Origin of the sequence: Enterococcus wangshanyuanii, assembly GCF_002197645.1 — a bacterium.
Classification (GTDB): domain Bacteria; phylum Bacillota; class Bacilli; order Lactobacillales; family Enterococcaceae; genus Enterococcus_L; species Enterococcus_L wangshanyuanii.
The window spans coordinates 1818892-1836880 of sequence record NZ_CP021874.1 but is presented as its reverse complement, the minus strand read 5'-3'; the positions used below and the strand labels follow the sequence as shown (position 1 = coordinate 1836880).

At 36.5% G+C, this 17989-nt stretch carries 13 protein-coding genes; 8 read left to right on the top strand and 5 right to left on the bottom strand.

All coding sequences use genetic code 11. From position 1 onward, the window contains the following. Nucleotides 1-29 precede the first annotated feature (29 nt). On the top strand, nt 30-542 hold the full coding sequence (locus CC204_RS08920) for a tetratricopeptide repeat protein (protein WP_088269869.1): 513 nt from the start codon (nt 30-32) through the stop codon (nt 540-542). A gap of 761 nt (nt 543-1303) precedes the next feature. Next, entirely contained in the window at nt 1304-2335 is a 1032-nt protein-coding gene (queA, locus tag CC204_RS08910; RefSeq protein ID WP_088269867.1) for a tRNA preQ1(34) S-adenosylmethionine ribosyltransferase-isomerase QueA, read from the top strand. A gap of 164 nt (nt 2336-2499) precedes the next feature. Here the strand turns inward: queA and CC204_RS08905 are convergent, their stop codons facing one another. From CC204_RS08905 to spxA, 3 genes are all read right to left on the bottom strand, one after another. Then, nucleotides 2500-2772: a hypothetical protein gene (locus CC204_RS08905; protein ID WP_088269866.1), complete on the bottom strand. Its 273-nt coding sequence runs from the start codon at nt 2770-2772 to the stop codon at nt 2500-2502. Between the two features lie 12 nt (nt 2773-2784). After that, nucleotides 2785-3624 (bottom strand): hypothetical protein, encoded by an 840-nt coding sequence (locus CC204_RS08900; RefSeq protein WP_088269865.1) that lies wholly within the window; start codon nt 3622-3624, stop codon nt 2785-2787. Nucleotides 3625-3975: 351 nt separating this feature from the next. Then, nucleotides 3976-4374 carry a transcriptional regulator SpxA gene (gene spxA / locus CC204_RS08895; protein WP_087641539.1) on the bottom strand — a complete coding sequence of 133 codons (399 nt, stop codon included), beginning with the start codon at nt 4372-4374 and terminating at the stop codon, nt 3976-3978. A 360-nt stretch (nt 4375-4734) separates the two neighbouring features. Here spxA and lanM point away from each other — a divergent pair, with 360 nt between their 5' ends. Beyond that, nucleotides 4735-7626: a type 2 lanthipeptide synthetase LanM gene (gene lanM, locus CC204_RS08890; protein WP_088269864.1), complete on the top strand. Its 2892-nt coding sequence runs from the start codon at nt 4735-4737 to the stop codon at nt 7624-7626. An 80-nt stretch (nt 7627-7706) separates the two neighbouring features. Next, the gene (locus CC204_RS21380; protein ID WP_188634503.1) at nt 7707-7880 is read left to right on the top strand and encodes a hypothetical protein; all 174 of its coding nucleotides are present in this window, start codon (nt 7707-7709) and stop codon (nt 7878-7880) included. A 381-nt stretch (nt 7881-8261) separates the two neighbouring features. Here the strand turns inward: CC204_RS21380 and CC204_RS08880 are convergent, their stop codons facing one another. Beyond that, nucleotides 8262-8516 (bottom strand): helix-turn-helix transcriptional regulator, encoded by a 255-nt coding sequence (locus CC204_RS08880; RefSeq protein WP_086329112.1) that lies wholly within the window; start codon nt 8514-8516, stop codon nt 8262-8264. Between the two features lie 680 nt (nt 8517-9196). Between CC204_RS08880 and CC204_RS08875 the strand changes: the two genes are divergently transcribed. From CC204_RS08875 to CC204_RS08865, 3 genes are all read left to right on the top strand, one after another. Next, nucleotides 9197-11833, top strand: coding sequence for a cation-translocating P-type ATPase (locus CC204_RS08875; RefSeq protein ID WP_088269863.1), 2637 nt, complete (start codon nt 9197-9199; stop codon nt 11831-11833). A gap of 1078 nt (nt 11834-12911) precedes the next feature. Beyond that, the gene (locus tag CC204_RS08870) at nt 12912-14858 is read left to right on the top strand and encodes a KUP/HAK/KT family potassium transporter (protein ID WP_227011262.1); all 1947 of its coding nucleotides are present in this window, start codon (nt 12912-12914) and stop codon (nt 14856-14858) included. A 114-nt stretch (nt 14859-14972) separates the two neighbouring features. After that, nucleotides 14973-16262: a hemolysin family protein gene (locus CC204_RS08865; protein WP_088269861.1), complete on the top strand. Its 1290-nt coding sequence runs from the start codon at nt 14973-14975 to the stop codon at nt 16260-16262. A 57-nt stretch (nt 16263-16319) separates the two neighbouring features. On the opposite strand, the gene CC204_RS08860 is transcribed toward CC204_RS08865, so the two are convergent. Beyond that, nucleotides 16320-16907 carry a hypothetical protein gene (locus CC204_RS08860; protein WP_088269860.1) on the bottom strand — a complete coding sequence of 196 codons (588 nt, stop codon included), beginning with the start codon at nt 16905-16907 and terminating at the stop codon, nt 16320-16322. 202 nt (nt 16908-17109) lie between these two features. On the opposite strand from CC204_RS08860, the gene CC204_RS08855 reads away from it, so the two are divergent. Continuing rightward, complete coding sequence (locus CC204_RS08855; RefSeq protein ID WP_162288338.1) at nt 17110-17835, top strand: epoxyqueuosine reductase QueH; 726 nt, start codon at nt 17110-17112, stop codon at nt 17833-17835. The last annotated feature ends 154 nt before the right edge of the window (nt 17836-17989 follow it).

Genomic DNA, 17989 nt, shown 5'->3' with positions numbered 1-17989 from the left:
CAAAAAGGCAAGTATTATAAGGAGAGCATATGTTTAATAAAAGAAAAATCAAAAAGTGGTTTAAGTATGGGGAAATGGCTATAGAGACGAAAGATTATAAGCAAGCGGTCTATTTTTTTAAGTTAGTCATTGAAGGAAGTATGAAACACGGCGGTATACGATTTAATGATTGTTTCAATGCACTTGTTCATTTAGGTGATATCTACAATGAAGAGCACTGTTTTGACGAGGCAGAGCAACTTTATCGTATGGCAGCAGGAATGGACTCTTCTGCCAAATACGTTTTACTAAAGGATGAATTTTTCCATACTGAATTTGGTTATGAACTAGATCGTAAAAAATGGCTGAAAAGAAATATGATCGACTATACGGATATCATTCAGGCGAAGAAAAAGAACCATTGGGGGTTTCTAATCGATGAGACCAAGACAGAAAAGAAGTACGGATCAGCAGTTAAAAAAATAAAGAAACAGAGTAAAACTGATCCATCTGAGGAGTTTGTTTGGGCGTATGGTGATTCCCTTGATACATCCCCATTTTAAGCGGATGAAAAGGATGAAGGCTATGAAAAAATGAAATAAACAGAAATTAATCTGACAGTTTGTTGACTATGAAATTGTTTTTCTTTAAAATGAGTAGTAGATAGAAACGAATAAAATAAAAAAGGCACTTCACAAATCAGTTGGCGCTGATTTATGAAGCCCTGAGAAGTCAGAAAAGGCTGACCAATCAAGTTGCCCGTGTTAATGTATAACATCAACACTCTCCATTTTACTCAATTTTGAGGAAAATATCTAGGATTTTCTTCATATAGAGCTAGTTGGTTGTGTGATGCTTATTTACTGAACATGCAATGGTGTTGGTGTAGTTTGCCAACACCATTTTTTTTGTTTGTTTCTATCTAGAAAGTGTAAAAAGTCGATAGGATGGATGCTTTAGGACTGAAGCCGACAGTCAAAAAGTGTTTGTCTGCTTTTGATTTGACACTTTCATGAACGATCAAGAATATCCTGAATCGGATGACTAACGTTTAGGTGGTAATGTTCAATCCGATTTAATTAGTCTTTGATCATTCAAAGGTGTGGACAGTTATATCCAATATAGATGAAAGAAAAGAGAATCGCCGCAGAATTACTTTTACTTCATTTTGGGTTATATCTGTCCATATTTTCATTTATTGATTAATTAGAAAATAGACTCGATCATTTCTAATAAATAACTAGTCTTGCTGCTTTCTTCATAGCCAGATAGAATAAAAAATGTTAGAATAGCGAAGACAAATCAAGTAGAAAGAGTGACAAATATGCTTAGTACAGAAGATTTTGATTTTGATTTACCTGAAGAGCTGATTGCTCAAACACCGCTAAAAGATCGAACAAGCTCACGACTTTTAGTCTTAAACCGTGAAACAAAAGAAATAGAAGATAAGCATTTTCATGACATCATTGATGAATTGAATGCTGGAGATGCGCTAGTCATGAATGATACACGTGTATTACCTGCGCGTTTATACGGAGAAAAACCTGAGACTGGTGGGCATTTGGAAGTGCTCCTTTTGACGAATACACAAGGAGATACTTGGGAGACACTGATCAAGCCAGCGAAACGAGCTAAAAAAGGCACTGAAATTCATTTTGGTGACGGACGTTTGAAGGCGACAGTTGTTGAAGAACTGGAGCATGGCGGCCGAATTGTTGATTTCACTTATGATGGGATTTTCTTGGAGATTTTAGAATCTTTAGGCGAAATGCCTCTACCGCCCTATATCAAAGAACGTTTAGAAGACCCTGAACGATACCAAACGGTCTATGCAAAAGAGAACGGCTCTGCCGCTGCTCCCACAGCCGGCTTACACTTCACTCAAGAACTACTTGAGAAGATTCAAGCAAAAGGGGTAAAGTTAGTCTATCTGACTTTACATGTTGGCCTAGGAACGTTTCGTCCAGTTAGTGTAGAAAATATTGCTGAACATGAGATGCACAGTGAATTTTATCGATTGACAGAAACGGCTGCAGAACAGCTGAATGAGGTTCGGCAACAGGGCGGGAAAATTATTGCTGTTGGAACAACCTCTATTCGTACGCTAGAAACGATCGGCTCAAAATTTGATGGCCAAATTAAAGCAGACAGTGGCTGGACAGATATTTTTATCACACCAGGCTATGAATTCAAGATCGTTCAAGCTTTTTCAACGAACTTCCATTTACCGAAGTCCACATTAGTCATGCTAGTCAGTGCATTTGCAGGACGTGATTTGACATTAGCTGCATATCATCATGCTATAAATGAACGCTATCGCTTCTTTAGCTTCGGGGATGCAATGTTTGTGAAATAAGGGGATACTTTGATTTTAATCCTTTTCAACGGTCTTTAAGATATACCAAACAAACTCTAACTTAACACTTTTCATTTTACCTTTGTATAAAACTGCTTTAGCGCCTATCTCTTATGAGATAGGCGCTTTTTTTATTGGTTTTTTTGTATAAAAAAAGCAATCTCTTAAGACTGCTTTTCCTTTTTGTATTTTGTTAGTAAAAAAGAAACGATCGTGTAAATAGTTAAGGCTATAAAAAATACCTCACTTATCTTGATAAACAGATGCCCTAGATCGTAGTTAATAGAAAATTTTTTTTGAAGATTAATCATCTCATCCAGCGTTAAAGTATCTGGGTCTTGCATAGGGAGAAAATTTAACGTTAGGATAACTCCTATTAGCCAAACCAGAAAAAGAACAAAATACAAGTTTTGAATTATTATTTTTCTATTAATCACAATAATAAACTCCTATCTTGACATTGTTCTCACAATTTCAATTTTATAAGGTTTGATGGCGCCTAACGTTTGGACAAATACACAATAATTATTTCCGAAACCTACACCAAAATTATTGCTATATCCGTTAACTTCCCACTTAAAGTCAAATATATCAGTAACTTTCACTGTAGTAAAGTAGTTACCATTTGCTTGTTTTTTATATGATACGGTATAGGATACACCTCTCAACGCAGTCATAAGATGTCCACTAGGAAAAGTATGTGTACCTGAAAACGATCCTGAAGATCGTCCACCTCTGAACGCTTCAGCTTTCAAACGACTGTAATATGCAGTCATCAAACTTTCACTGTCTACCATTCTTGCCCAAGTATCGTCTTTATTATAATAAGTTGCTGGAGTGTAATTAGTACCAATTTTGTCTAACGGCACAATCGCACGTCTCATATAGTTTGCCGTTTGCCAATGTCCCATGCGATCAACAACAGCGATGCCTGCTTTATAAGCTGCAATTGCTGTTGGGTATGGTGTAATAACTCTTTTTTGTGGAAGATCGGAAGACTCAATCACGTCTTCTAGTTTTTCATCTTGTGTAGAATCAAAATTATCTAATTCAGATAGCGCGGAATTTAAAAATGAGTTAAAATCTTCTGCAGAATCATTTTCGGAAGGTGCATCATAATACATGTTAATTGTACTCTCGATATAGTCCTTATTTGCAGGTTCAGAAGCTGAAAGTTCTGCGATTAAGTTCCTATTTTCCTCATTGATTTCAAATTTTTCTTGAGCTTCAACAGTTGTGCTAAAACCAAGACCCAACAGTAATAAAGTAACCCCTAGTAACTTTTTCATAATGTTTCTCCTTTTTGTTTTGATAAAAGTATACTATATCAATCTATTGGATTCAAATTGTGTTTTATTGGTAGGTATTATGTAATGTGTAAAAAGACGGTTAAAATTGCTCCTTTAGCGAATTTATCTTGAAAGATAATAAAAATCCCAACCGATCGAATAGAACAATCTATTGTCTATTCAATCGGTTGGGAAAAAACGGATTTTTTTATTTTTAAGTCTGTTATTAACTGTGGTATAGCCGTTTGTAACGCTATGCAATGTTTGTGAAATAATATCAAAAACTCATCGATTGCTTGGTCTTTTAAAGAAAGCAGTCGATGAGTTTTTTTGGATTCGAGGTAGTAACAGTTATAAGCCGCTTAGTAGTAATGTTTGGGACAGTTCTCTTTTACGGACTGATCTTGGTAGGAAGCAACGAATTTCATCTTCATTGAATCCGATTTGGAGTCTTTTTTCATCGATCATAATTGGACGGCGTAAAAGACCAGGGTTATCTTTTACTAGTTCTAAAAGTTCATGTAAAGGCAATTCATTGATATCTATCGCTAATTTTTGGAAGATTTTGGAACGAATCGAGATAATATCTTCTGTTCCTTCTTCTGTAAGAATTAATATATTTTTTAGTTCATCTAAGGTAATAGGAGTCGTGCCAAAGTTCTTTTCTTCAAATGGAATCTCATGGTCAATCAGCCACTTTCTCGCTTTTCTACATGATGTACAGCTATTTGTCGTATAGAGTTTTAACATAAAATTCATATCCTTTCGAAAATATTGGTACATACCTCTTAACAATTATAATATACTAAAAGTACAAAATTCACAAAATAAATGCTTGCGAAATGGCTGATTATTTCTATCAAAAGAGAGAAATAAATAAACATCTCGATTTTATTGTTATTTTTTATGAGAATTAGATGATTTAATAAGTCATCTTGAATGTTTATTTTGTTATCTTTAAAACTGATGACAGGAGATAAAAAAACGGAAGAAAATGGTGTATCTAGTTCGAAATAAAGTAACAAGCGCTCCTACAAAATAAAATTAGCATAGTATTTCAACTATTTTTTTATTATTATTAAGGTATGACATGATCAAGGAGAGAGAAAGATGATTGAAGAGGTAACGTATAGCTATGCGACAACGATTTCAGAAAGGATTCAGTGTTGGAAAGACTTGAAAATAGATGATGAAGAAGAAAAACAGTTCTTAAAGAAATGGCAGGCACGTAAAAGTTTGTTAACACCAGCTGATTTCAATGCAATGCTCAAGCAATATTCCTATGATGAACTTCTGTTTAGTAGAGCATTTTTACCCTTTACTGAAGAACGGGCGAAATTATTACTGCCAGAAATTGAAAAGAGCCAGTGGTTCCAATTGCATCAACGGTTATTTAAAGACGAAGTCTCGCTCAAGGAACTAAACTTAAGTGCTGCGTTACGTTTTCATTTAGCTTTTTATGAAAAACATATTCGTGGTCTGGCTAAAAAATATTCAGAAATCCTCATAACAGAAGAAGTGATCTGTGATTTAGTTGAACAGTTAAGAAAAGAGTTCTTTTTTATTTCTCAAAAAACCCTTGCATGGGATGTCCATCAAATGATAGAGGAATATCAACTAAAGGAAGAATCGAAAGAAGCGGAGTTTGTTAGCTACATCAAAGAATTTCTTGGGGATAAGCAACGAACCTATTTGTTTTTTGCAGAATATCCGACCTTAGCTCGACTTTTAGCTGTCAGATTGACATTTGCTTGTGACGTAATTGAAACCTTTCTTGCTTCTTTGAGTCATTCGACAGAGCAGCTAGTTGAACTTTTTCATGTTGAGTCCCCTTTTAAACTTGTGGATGTTTCATTAGGACAAGGGGATAGTCACGAACACGGTAAGACGGTGATTCAGTTTCAATTAGGAGAAGTTTCTTTAGTATTTAAATTTAAAGAATTAAAGATCGGCGAACGCTTTAATGAGCTGTTGACCTATGTAGAAGAAATAGACAAAACAGCCTCATTTTACAAGGTCCAGCGTTTCGTCCAACCGGATTTTACAATCGAGGAAAAGGTCGGTTATAAAGAATGTACAAAGGAAAATGAGGTTGTAGAATTTTATCAACAGTATGGAAAACTATTGGCGCTGACCTACTGGCTAGGCGCAACGGATCTACATATGGAAAATGTGATCGCTCACGGAAACCAGCCAGTTTTAATCGATGTAGAAACCCTGATTCGTCCAGATATCACTCATACAAAGAAAAATACTCGACAATTGAGAATAGAAAAAAATTCAGTAATCGTGACAGGACTGATCCCGCAAAGAAAGCAGTGGAAGCGTGAAATAGAGCTGGATGCATTATCGGGAACGAAGCAAAAATTACCTCAAAAAGTCAGTCGATTAAAAGAAGAGCATTCAAGTGAAATTGCGTTCCATTTAGAAGAAGCCTACATGCCAGGGGCCAACAATATTCCGTGTCTAAATGGCATTGAAGTCGATTATCATAAGTACCGGAAAGTTATCTTGACAGCGTTTAAAGAGATGAACACACTTCTGCTTAAGAATAAAACAGTTTTCATAAAAAAAGTTAAGGAGCTTTTTTCAGGAATACAAATTCGTCTAATTTACAGAGATACTCAGGATTACGGAAATTTATTGAATTTTACGCTGCACACAGATTGTATGTCAAACTATATTGAACGAGAAAAGGTGATCGAAAATGTCTGGGCTAGCAAGGTCGTGCCGAAAGCACTTATTTCTACTGAGGTCGAGTCATTATTAGTGCATGATATTCCTTTTTTTACAGCGAATACTTCTTCAACAAGTATTTATGTGAACGGTCAAGAATTTTCACAAATGCTAAAATATTCACCTCTGCAAGAGACCGTGGCCCATATGGAACAAATCACCAAAACAACGAGTCAGTTTTCTTATCTTTTATTGAAAGAAAGTCTTGAAATGCTGGAATATGATGTACAGAAAATTGAGATCCCAGAGAACAACCCAACTATTCAAGAACCATTATTACAAAGAGCAGCAGATATTGGAGATAAAATAATTGAGCAACTTGCTTTAGATACGAAAATACAGACCATAGATTGGTTATCTATTTTGCCAGCTGATGATCTTGACATACTCATTTCCTATCCAGGGAAAGATCTTTATGAGGGGAGCGGTGGAGTCTATTTATTTTTTGTTTATCTTAACCATTATGTTCCTAAAAAGACGTATCAACGTGTGATCGACATACTGAAAAAAGAAATCTTTGACTGTACGGATAATGAAGAAGCTTACGAGAGCGCCTTTTTCTCTGATGGGATGCGTCTTACAATAGCTTTTTATGCCTATAGATTACTTGGCGATGAAAAATATCGACACTATTTAGAGGACAGTCTAGAAGTATTGTTTCGTACTTCAAACTCACAAAAGAATCAACAAAGTGAGTGGATCTATGGCAGAAGTAGTTTGCTTGCGGTGTTGACAGTGATTTATCAGTCTCTAAAGCTTCCATTGGCTAAACAAGTGCTTGCGAAATATATGGATTCAATGGCGTGTCAGGAAATGACAGATAATAGTTTTGCTCATGGATATGCTGGAGTTTTGTACGGTGTGTATCAGGCAAATCAAGTTTTACAGGATAAAAAAGCAGAGACTATTCTTTTGTGGTATAAAGAAAAATTCATAGAAAAATTAGCGACTGAGCAGATACAAAATGATTCGTGGTGTCGTGGTTCTTTAGGGATAAGGTATGTTTGTGAGAGGCTTCAGATCGATTTTCCTATAGAAAAAGTAAATAGTTTACCATCCCAAAATGATTGCTTGTGTCATGGAACGGCTGGGACAGCTGAAGATTATACAGATAATAATATGTTATTAGTCAAAAAGAGCTTCATCTTGAAGTCTGATTCAGAAAGCTATCCAATTAGTCTCTTTGGCGGCTTAGCTGGAATTGGGTATCAATTATTACGAACATTTAACGTACATGAAGTTCCATCAGTACTATTTATCCAATAAACAATCTGAAAAAAGAACTTTACTTATTTAGTGGAACATCTTATAATCAAATTATTAAGATAAGGGGGAGAAAAAATATCATGAGAAAATTATCTATTGAGAAAATGGAAACAGCAAAAGATACAAAAAAAGTGGATGCGGTTGTTGGAGCTTCATTTGAAAGAAGTAAAAATTCCGAAGATACAATTGATCGCTCTGAAACAATTGTTGCAAATACTGTTGGTGGTTGGTCAAGATTAATTTGTTGGCCATAAAAATTCATAAAAAAAAGCTAACGTTAGTTAGCTTTTTTAGATTGTCTTTTTCAAGATCATAATGCCAATAGCTTCGGCACTAGATATAATTAGTACTGCAAAGTTTAAAATCCATGAGTAAGCTAGTTCATTGTATGATGCAACCTCGTAAAATAGATTGCTCAATGAGAAAAGTATTACCAAAGTGACAATGAAAGAAATAAAGCTTGCAGTTGAAATAATTTTCTTTCCACGTTCATCTTTTCCTTCTTTGCTAAAGAAAAAGTAAACAGAGTACACGATGAATACAATATAACAACTACTAGGCTAGACCAATGATTTACAGGCAAGTTATCAAAAAAAGATTTAAGTGATTCGATCATAATTTATCCTTTCCTTCCGTTAATCGGTTTCTTCGCTTGTTTGCTCGTCGTCTGTTAATTTTTTGAAAGTGAAGATTTGTTCAATCGGCACTTCAAAAACATCTGCTATGTCATGAGCCAATAAAAGGGAAGGATTGTACCTATTTCTCTCTAGTTGAATGATAGTTTGTCTAGATACTCCTACTTTATCAGCAAGTTCCTGTTGGGTCATGCGTTTCATAGCTCTGTAGACGTGAATGGAACTCTCAAAGGATGAGTTCTTCTTTTTTGGCAATGCAAATCCCTCCAATAGTCTAATTTATGTATCAAATAAAAAGCGCATAGTCACTATACCATATCTTACTTTCACTTACAAATATCTTGCAAAGAAAAAAGCCAAGCTTCTCGACTAGCTTGGCCTTCGTTTCCGGAAGGAATCAGTGTATTGATTTATATTTTTTTTACTTCTAGTTATACATGCAAAGTAATTAGTTGAATTTCTTGTTCATAAACCAAATGTTGTCTTCATTACATTTTCTACATTTCTTAAAAATATTTTTTTAATCAAACTATCTTTATATGCATTCTTTTCTTTAAATGAGACTAAATCTTCAGTGTTTTTATGCATATTCACTATTTGTAAAGATGTTTTTATGATTTTTTACTTTACACATATAGGTGTTGAAAGGTGAATCGTGCTCTGCTAACAATTTTGTGTTTACTCATTTCATGCTTCGAGAAATTCTTCAATACGACTGATATATCCTCCTTCCTTCTATAATTATAGTAACATAAAAAGTAAGCGTTTTCAACATAAAAGCTCCTTTTTTTATAAAATATTTAGTCAAATAGTAGCTAAAGCTAGAAAGAAAAATGAAAAATTAGCCATATTTATTGAAGTCTGAAAAAAAAACATGTTATAGTGAATATAGCCACTATATTAATAGAAGGAAAAAATAAGAATGGGGGGATAGGATGGACGCATACAAACAACCTATCGAAACAATTATCAAAGAAGTAAATACAAATAAAGAGCAAGGGTTAACGGAGCAAGAAGTAAAAAAACGACTGGCTGAACATGGTGCAAATAAGTTTCAAGAAACCAAAAAAGATTCTGTTTTGAAGAAATTTCTTCACAGTCTATCAGATTTTACAACAATCATTTTATTAGTTGCAGCAGCGATCTCGTTTTATACAGCGATCGCGACTGAGCATGGTGATTACTTTGAGGGAATCCTGATCATTGCCATCGTGATCATTAATGCAGTGTTGGCAATCGTTCAAGAAGGAAATGCAGAAAAATCACTTGCAGCTCTTCAAAACATGAATAAGCAAAGTAGTGCTGTTTTACGTGACGGCAAAGTCGAAACGATTGATGCAGAGGCTGTTGTTGTTGGAGATATCCTTGTTTTAGAATCGGGAGCGATGATCACGGCAGATGCACGGTTGATTCAGACTGCTCAGTTAAGAGTAGAAGAATCAGCACTGACTGGTGAAAGCGAACCAATCGAAAAAGATTCAGAGTACATAATAGAAAAGGATGCACCGCTTGGAGATCAGTTGAACATGGTATTCAAAGGATGCACGGTTGCAAACGGTCGCGGCAGAGCGGTTGTCACAGCGACAGGTATGCAGACCGAGATGGGCAAAATTGCAGGCTTATTGAACGACGATGTCACACAGCAAACACCATTGCAAAAACGTTTAAATCAACTAGGAAAACGAATTAGCCTGATTGCATTAGGAGCAGCTGCCATTGTTTTTATTATTGGACAGTTACAAGGCGAGCCATTATTGGAAATGTTCATGACGGCCGTTTCATTAGCAGTTGCAGCTGTACCTGAAACGTTGATGGTCATCGTGACCCTAACGTTGGCTTTTGGCGTGCAGAAAATGGCGAAAAAACATGCGATTATCCGCCGTTTACCAGCAGTTGAAACACTCGGGACTGCTAATGTCATTTGCTCAGATAAAACAGGAACGCTTACGCAAAATAAAATGCGTGTTAGACGTGTTTGGTCTCGTGGAGATGAAGTAACAGATACAGAAGATGCGATGACAGATGAAGCGATGGAAGTGCTAAAAATGGCAGCCCTTTGTACAGACGTGATCGTGGACAAAGAGGGTGATGACTTAGTCATTCAAGGAAATCCAACAGAGGCAGCAATTGTGCGTGCAGTTGAAGAAAACTACCATACAAAAGCTGAGCTGGAAGAAAAATACCCGAGAATTGGCGAAATTCCATTTGATTCAGATCGTAAAATGATGACGACAGTCCATAAAATGGGAAAAAAATATATTTCTGTTACCAAAGGAGCCTTTGATGTCTTACTGACCCGTTTTCGATTTGGGGATTTAGATCAGGCTGCTGTAGTTAATGATCGCTTCGGAAAAAGGGCTTTACGAGTGATTGCAGTCGGTTATGCGATCTATGATGAAGAACCTACTGAAATTACTTCTGAAGCCTTAGAGAAGAATTTAAGGCTATTAGGATTGATTGGGATGATCGATCCACCGAGACCTGAAAGTAAGGGAGCAATTGCCAGAGCTAAAAAAGCAGGGATCAAAACTGTAATGATCACAGGAGATCACGTGGTGACTGCCGGCGCAATTGCAAAAGAATTAGGCATTTTACAAGATAAAAGTGAAGCATTGACTGGTTCGGAATTACAACAAATGTCAGATGAAGAGCTAGATCAACGAGTAAAATCTCTCTCTGTTTATGCGCGTGTAACACCAGAGGACAAGATTAGAATCGTAAAATCATGGCAGCGGACAGGTGCTGTGGTAGCAATGACGGGAGATGGTGTCAATGATGCTCCTGCCTTGAAGGCTAGCGATGTTGGGTGCGCGATGGGGATTACTGGAACGGATGTAGCCCAAGGTGCGGCCGATATGATTTTAACAGATGATAACTTTGCAACGATCGTCGATGCTGTTGCTCAGGGACGAGCAGTTTACAGAAATATCCGTAAAGCAGTAAATTTTCTGCTTAGTTGTAATATTTCAGAGATTTTTATTGTATTGATAGCCATGCTTTTAGGCTGGGGCGCACCGTTTACAGCTGTACAACTACTGTTTGTCAACGTGGTTGCAGATGGGCTGCCAGGTTTTGCTCTCGGGAAAGAGCCTGCTGAAGCTGGAATCATGGATGAAGCACCAATTCCTAGAAATGAAGGGATTTTTGCGCGCGGTTTATGGCAAAAAATCGGGATCAACGCCTTTGTTTTCACAGTGATCACACTTTTTGGTTTCTATTTAGGGGCAAATGTTGATTCAGTATCATATTTCTTTGATGCAAGCTATGAAGTAGGTCAAACGGTAGCTTTCTTGATTTTAGCTTATTCATCGATTTTACATGTGTTCAATGTTAGAAGCACTCAATCGATATTTAGAGTAAAACTTGCAACGAACAAATCATTATTTGAAATGGCAGTGTTAGCAGTGATTATTACAACAGTGATTGCATTGTTGCCATTTACACAAGAATTATTTGGTCTGGTACCGATTGGTATGAATCATTGGCTGTTGGTTTTTGGCCTTTCTATCGTACCGATTTTTGTGAATGAAATGATTAAATTCCACTATTCTTCAGATGATGAGGAAGAGTAAAAAAGATAGGACAGAGACCTGGAATGCTGACTTTAACAAAGACAGTATTCCAAGTCTTTTTTTAGTAGAAAAAATGAATAAAAAATATTTATATAAAAGACTTGCTAAAATAGTGTGAGAGTATTATAGTTGTTATCAAAATCAGTTATCTTTTTATTGGTTTTTTCAATTAAATAAAAAATTACAACCACTATTTTTATTTGGATCTCCAAATAAAAATCTTAGGGGAGTAGCGACATAGTTTACTATGTTCTTAGATCAACAGCTAGTGTGAATAACACTGGTCTAAGAATGAAATTGCGAGACCTAAGTGTAAGGACCAAGTGTCGTTTCACTTAGGTCTCTTGTTTTGCTTTTTAGGTGGAAAATTTTAAAAAGAATGGTTGGCAACTTGCATCATCTAGCTTTACAGGCTAGCCTTTCGGGAAAAAGATAAAAATGGAGTGAGACAAAAAGCGTCTCAATCAATTTTTCCTATTTTCCATTCAAGGCAGATCGAGCCTGTTCAGCTTTTGCATCATCTAGCTTCAAGAGCTAGTCTCTCGGAAAAAAGATGAATAAGATTCGTGGTAAAAGCACCACGTATCATATTCCCTATTTTTCAGTCGAGACTGACCGAGCTCTTTTAGCTTTTGCATCATCTAGCTTCAAGAGCTAGTCTCTCGGAAAAAAGATGAATAAGATTCGTGGTAAAAGCACCACGTATCATATTCCCTATTTTTCAGTCGAGACTGACCGAGCTCTTTTAGCTTTTGCATCATCTAGCTTCAAGAGCTAGTCTCTCGGAAAAAAGATGAATAAGATTCGTGGTAAAAGCACCACGTATCATATTCCCTATTTTTCAGTCGAGACTGACCGAGCTCTTTTAGCTTTTGCATCATCTAGCTTCAAGAGCTAGTCTCTCGGAAAAAAGATGAATAAGATTCGTGGTAAAGAACACCACGTATCATATTCCCTATTTTTCAGTCGAGACTGACCGAGCTCTTTTAGCTTTTAATTTTAGGAGGAGAATCTTGTGGGAGAGAAATCTAAGTTTTCGCATCATCAGAAATTGACCGCTGCGGGTCTTTTAGTGGCTATGGGGGTCGTTTATGGCGATATCGGAACTAGTCCGCTTTATGTAATGAAAGCAATCGTTGGAGATAATGGCGGTCTTCAAAATGTGTCAGAGAATTTTATTATTGGAGCGGTGTCATTGATTTTTTGGACACTGACGATTTTAACAACGATCAAATATGTTGTGATTGCTTTGAATGCAGATAACCATGGTGAAGGAGGGATCTTTTCTTTATATACGCTTGTGCGTAAAAAAGGAAAGTATCTGATCATTCCGGCGATGATCGGAGGAGCAGCGCTTTTAGCAGACGGTGTCCTGACGCCAGCTGTGACTGTGACGACTGCAATAGAAGGATTACGTGGTATTCCGATATTTTTCGAGCGTTTCGGAAATGACCAAAATATTATTGTGATTATTACGTTAGTGATCATCCTTGTGCTGTTTTCAGTGCAACGATTTGGGACAGATGCTGTTGGTAAAGCCTTTGGTCCAATCATGTTTGCTTGGTTTACTTTCTTAGGGATCATGGGACTAATCAATTTTGGACAGGACTGGACAGTGCTACGTGCGTTGAATCCGTATTATGCGATCCATCTTTTATTGAGTCCGGAAAATAAGCTGGGGATTTTTGTTTTAGGAAATGTCTTTCTTGCTACGACTGGTGCAGAGGCACTGTACTCTGACTTAGGCCATGTAGGGAAATACAATATACGTGCTAGCTGGCCGTATATCAAAGTCTGTCTAGTGCTAAATTATTTAGGTCAGGCGGCATGGATTTTAAGTGCTAAAAATGATCCTTCAATTTTAGCAATTGAAAATCTGAACCCATTTTTCCAAATGATGCCGAATAGCATCATGTTGTTTGGTGTTGTTTTTGCTACGATTGCGGCAGTAATTGCTTCGCAAGCATTGATTTCCGGTTCGTTTACTTTAGTATCAGAAGCGATCAAATTAAAATTATTACCAAGATTAAAAATCATTTATCCTGGTGCAAATATTGGTCAAATGTACATACCGGCTGTGAATACATTGTTGTGGCTGATTTGTTCATTGATCGTTATTACCTTTAGAACATCTACACATATGGAAGCGGCATATGGTCTTTCAATCACTGTAACGATGTTGATGACGACGATTCTTTTGATGTTCTATCTACTGCAAAAAGGTGTACCGCGTGGCGTTGCTTATCTAGTTACTTTATTTTTCGGTAGTATAGAATCGATTTTCTTTGTTTCAAGTATTGCGAAATTCTTCCATGGTGGTTACGTTGCGGTAGGAATCGCCTTGTTGATCCTTACAGTGATGACGATTTGGGAATGGGGCAATATCATCAAAGAGAAAACCTCAGATACTGTACCGCTTAATCAGTATGTGGAGCAGTTACGGATGTTGAAAGAGGATACTTCTGTACCGAAATCTCAAACGAATGTGGTCTTCATGACACCTGATTTGATTGGTGAAGAGATTGGTCGACCGATCATTTATTCGATCTTAGATAAACAGCCGAAAAGAGCAAATGTCTATTGGTTTGTCAATGTTGAAGTAACAGATGAGCCTTTTACAAAAGAATATTCTGTTGATATGATGGGGACCGATTTTATCGTTCAAGTTCAATTATATTTAGGCTTCCATGTGGCTCAAGAGGTAAATATTTATATTCGTCAAATCGTTCATGATTTAATGAAAGATGGCCGTTTACCAAAACAACCACAAAGATATTCATTGACTCCAGGTCGTGAAGTGGGTGATTTCCAATTTATCATCATCCGTGAAGAGCTTTCAAAAGTTACCGAATTAAAAAAATGGGATCGTCAGATCATGCAGCTGAAACTAGCGATCAAAAAATGGACGACGACTCCAGAAAACTGGTTTGGTTTGGAATATAGTGAAGTGAAATACGAATCAGTTCCATTGATTATTGGTGATACACGTAAAACACGCTTAAGAGAAAGAAAACCTGTGTTATAACGTCAAAAAGCTTTAGTCCGTTAATCGGACTGAAGTTTTTTTGATTGTTCTTGTTCGCACAATTTTGATTAGACAAGTATAATGAGCACAGAGAAGAAAAACGAGGTGTAGGAAATGCTTGCAATCAATTTTTTTATTTTATTTTTAATGATCGCTGTTACTGCATTTTTTGTAGCAAGCGAATTTGCTTTAGTAAAGATTCGAATGTCTAGATTGGAACAACTAAAAAAAGATGGAGTCAAAAATGCTGAACTGGCGATTCATGTCACCCATCATTTAGATGCTTATTTATCAGCAAGTCAATTGGGAATCACGTTGACAGGATTGATCATTGGTTGGGTCGGTGAAGGATCTGTGGCGGCTTTACTGCACCCTTTGATAGGTAATTTACCAATCAGTGCTGCATTGAGCCGAACGATTTCTATTATTCTAGGCTTTGCGTTGGTGACTTATGTCGATGTTGTCGTAGGTGAGCTATTACCTAAAAGTTATAGTATCGCGCAGACAGAAAAAGTTGTTTTAGCTATTGTTAAACCGCTGCATTATTTTTATAAGATCATGTATCCGTTTATTTGGTTATTGAATCACTCAGCAGCTGGATTAGGTAAATTATTAGGGATCAAGCTGGTTTCAGAAGGGGAGGAAACCTTGACTCAAGAGGAATTGCTTTTTGTGGCAGTCGATTCTTATAAAAAAGGTGAGCTGACAAAGGAAGAGTATCATTATATGGAGAATGTCTTTGAATTTGATGATACCCTTGCAAAAGAAATTCAAGTCGATCGGACATCCATGGAAGTTTTTGAGGCAGATGAAACGGTCACGCAAGCGATCCAGCATTCTTTAAAACGGGGACATACGAGGTATCCTGTGATCGAAGAGTCAAAAGATCAGGTACTTGGCTATGTGACTTTACCGACATTGATCAGAGAATCTTTTGTAGATGGAGAAAGAAAAGTTTGTGATTTAGTAGAAGAACCGATCGTAGCCCTAGCGACGACGCCTATCAAAACCTTGTTGACAATGATGCGTAAAGAGGGAAAACACATTGCGATTTTAAAAGATGAATATGGTGGCACCACAGGAATGGTCACGATCGAAGATATTTTAGAAGAGCTTGTTGGAGATATTCGTGATGAAACGGACTTGGAAACAGCTTTGATCGCAAAAGAGTCAGAGAATACTTATATCATCTCAGGAAAAATCACGTTGGATGATTTTGAGCGCTATTTCAACGTTAAGATCCCAGAATTTGAAGCATCTGAAATGTCGACTTTAGCAGGATTTATTGTTGAACAAAAGAATACTCAAATTACAGTTGGAGATCGATTCGCATTTAATGAATTTACTTTTGAAGTCATGGATTATGAGCATGCACATATTGATTATTTTAAAGTAACAAAATAAAATAAGAGTGAGGCAAACGTCTGTTTTGACGGTTGTCTCGCTCTTTTAATTAAACAATTAAGCTCTATGATAAGTTAAATCAGATGGACCGAAGAAGGAGCCTGAAACGGACATTTGGGAAAAACTCTCTAAATCGATGTCATGAACAGTTAATGTGAAGTCATTATCAGGAACATGATTTCCTTCTGCGTCATACACTTCATTTGTGATGAGTAGACTTTGATTTTGTTCATCCCAATTTAAAGACGCTAATTTAATAGAAAAAGCACCGCCTACACCTGACATAGGAGCTATGCTTGCAGACCCACCTGTAAATGAAGCGGACCATTGTATGTCATTAGCATCATTTTCAGTTGAACGCCATTCGCCCATTAAAGCATTGTAGATTGTTTGTGGATCCTTAGGAGTAGCTTCTTGTGTATTCGTGCTTGTTTCAGTGTTAGCTTCTTCGCCAACCGATGATGAACTTACATTTATTGCATTGGTAGTCTCGGTTGTTGTTGAAGCATCTGTTTTTACTTTAGTATCAGTTGTTACTACTTGAGTCGATGTTTGTGGTTGTTCAGCTTGATTCTCCTTTTTCTCACCGCACGCACTTAATGTTACTAATAGTAGTGTTACCGTGAATAGTGTTGATTTTTTCATTATGTTACCTCCTTTTGATGTACTTATTGTAATCTAAAGGAAATGTTTTTGCAATAGTATTGTAATAAAAAACGTTATTCTGTTATATTAGTTGTAGTGAGCGTAAGAATTTGAATTTGATTTTTGTAAAATAGTCTGGATAAATGGTAATAGAAGAAGTAAAATGAAAAATATTGAACGATAAATTTTGGAGGTGATTTAGGTGATAAACCTAACCGAAATAATGGAGAAAATGCCTCCAAATCAAAAAATAAACTATGATCGTGTATTGCAAAAGGTCATTGCAGACTGGGAAAAAGAAGCGATTCGTCCAACCATTTTGCTTCATAGCTGTTGTGCCCCCTGCAGTACGTATACACTCGAATACTTAACGAAATATGCAGATGTGACGATTTATTTTGCTAATTCGAATATCCATCCTCGTACAGAGTATCAGCGCAGAGAACTCGTTCAAAAAAAATTTGTAGAGGATTTCAATGAACGGACGAATAATCAGGTTAAGTTCTTAGCAGCCCCATATGAACCAAATGAATTCTTGCAGATGGTCAAGACAAATAACTTAGCAGAAGAGCCGGAAGGTGGTAAGCGTTGTTCTGCTTGTTTTCAAATGCGATTAGATATCGTTGCTGAAAAAGCTCAGGAGTTAGGTTATGATTATTTCGGTAGTGCGTTGACCTTATCACCTAAAAAAAATAGTCAGTTGATCAATGAAATCGGAATCGATATTCAAAAATTCTATGCAACGAATTATTTACCGAGTGATTTTAAAAAGAATAATGGGTATAAGCGTTCGATCGAACTTTGCAAAGAATACGATGTCTATCGTCAATGTTATTGCGGCTGTCTATTTGCCGCAACAAAGCAAGGCGTTGATCTTAAAGTGATCAATAAAGAGGCGAAGGAATATTTAAAAGATAGAATGGAATAGCCAATCAGAAAAATGAGAGAATTACGTGACTTGAAGAGGAGTGACGTAATTTTTTTTATTTAATATAGCTTTAAACTATATTAAATGATAGAAAATAAGTGTTATTCTATATTTCTTTCTCGTGGTAAAGTAGTTGAAATACCTTTTGGAGGAG

What these genes read in the sequence shown, in the direction of transcription:
- CC204_RS08875 (WP_088269863.1), top strand. Translation starts at nt 9,197, where the DNA reads ATGGACGCATACAAACAACCTATCGAAACAATTATCAAAGAAGTAAAT.
- lanM (WP_088269864.1), top strand. Translation starts at nt 4,735, where the DNA reads ATGATTGAAGAGGTAACGTATAGCTATGCGACAACGATTTCAGAAAGG.
- spxA (WP_087641539.1), bottom strand. Translation starts at nt 4,374, where the DNA reads ATGTTAAAACTCTATACGACAAATAGCTGTACATCATGTAGAAAAGCG.
- CC204_RS08870 (WP_227011262.1), top strand. Translation starts at nt 12,912, where the DNA reads ATGGGGGTCGTTTATGGCGATATCGGAACTAGTCCGCTTTATGTAATG.
- CC204_RS08900 (WP_088269865.1), bottom strand. Translation starts at nt 3,624, where the DNA reads ATGAAAAAGTTACTAGGGGTTACTTTATTACTGTTGGGTCTTGGTTTT.
- CC204_RS08860 (WP_088269860.1), bottom strand. Translation starts at nt 16,907, where the DNA reads ATGAAAAAATCAACACTATTCACGGTAACACTACTATTAGTAACATTA.
- CC204_RS21380 (WP_188634503.1), top strand. Translation starts at nt 7,707, where the DNA reads ATGAGAAAATTATCTATTGAGAAAATGGAAACAGCAAAAGATACAAAA.
- CC204_RS08865 (WP_088269861.1), top strand. Translation starts at nt 14,973, where the DNA reads ATGCTTGCAATCAATTTTTTTATTTTATTTTTAATGATCGCTGTTACT.
- CC204_RS08920 (WP_088269869.1), top strand. Translation starts at nt 30, where the DNA reads ATGTTTAATAAAAGAAAAATCAAAAAGTGGTTTAAGTATGGGGAAATG.
- queA (WP_088269867.1), top strand. Translation starts at nt 1,304, where the DNA reads ATGCTTAGTACAGAAGATTTTGATTTTGATTTACCTGAAGAGCTGATT.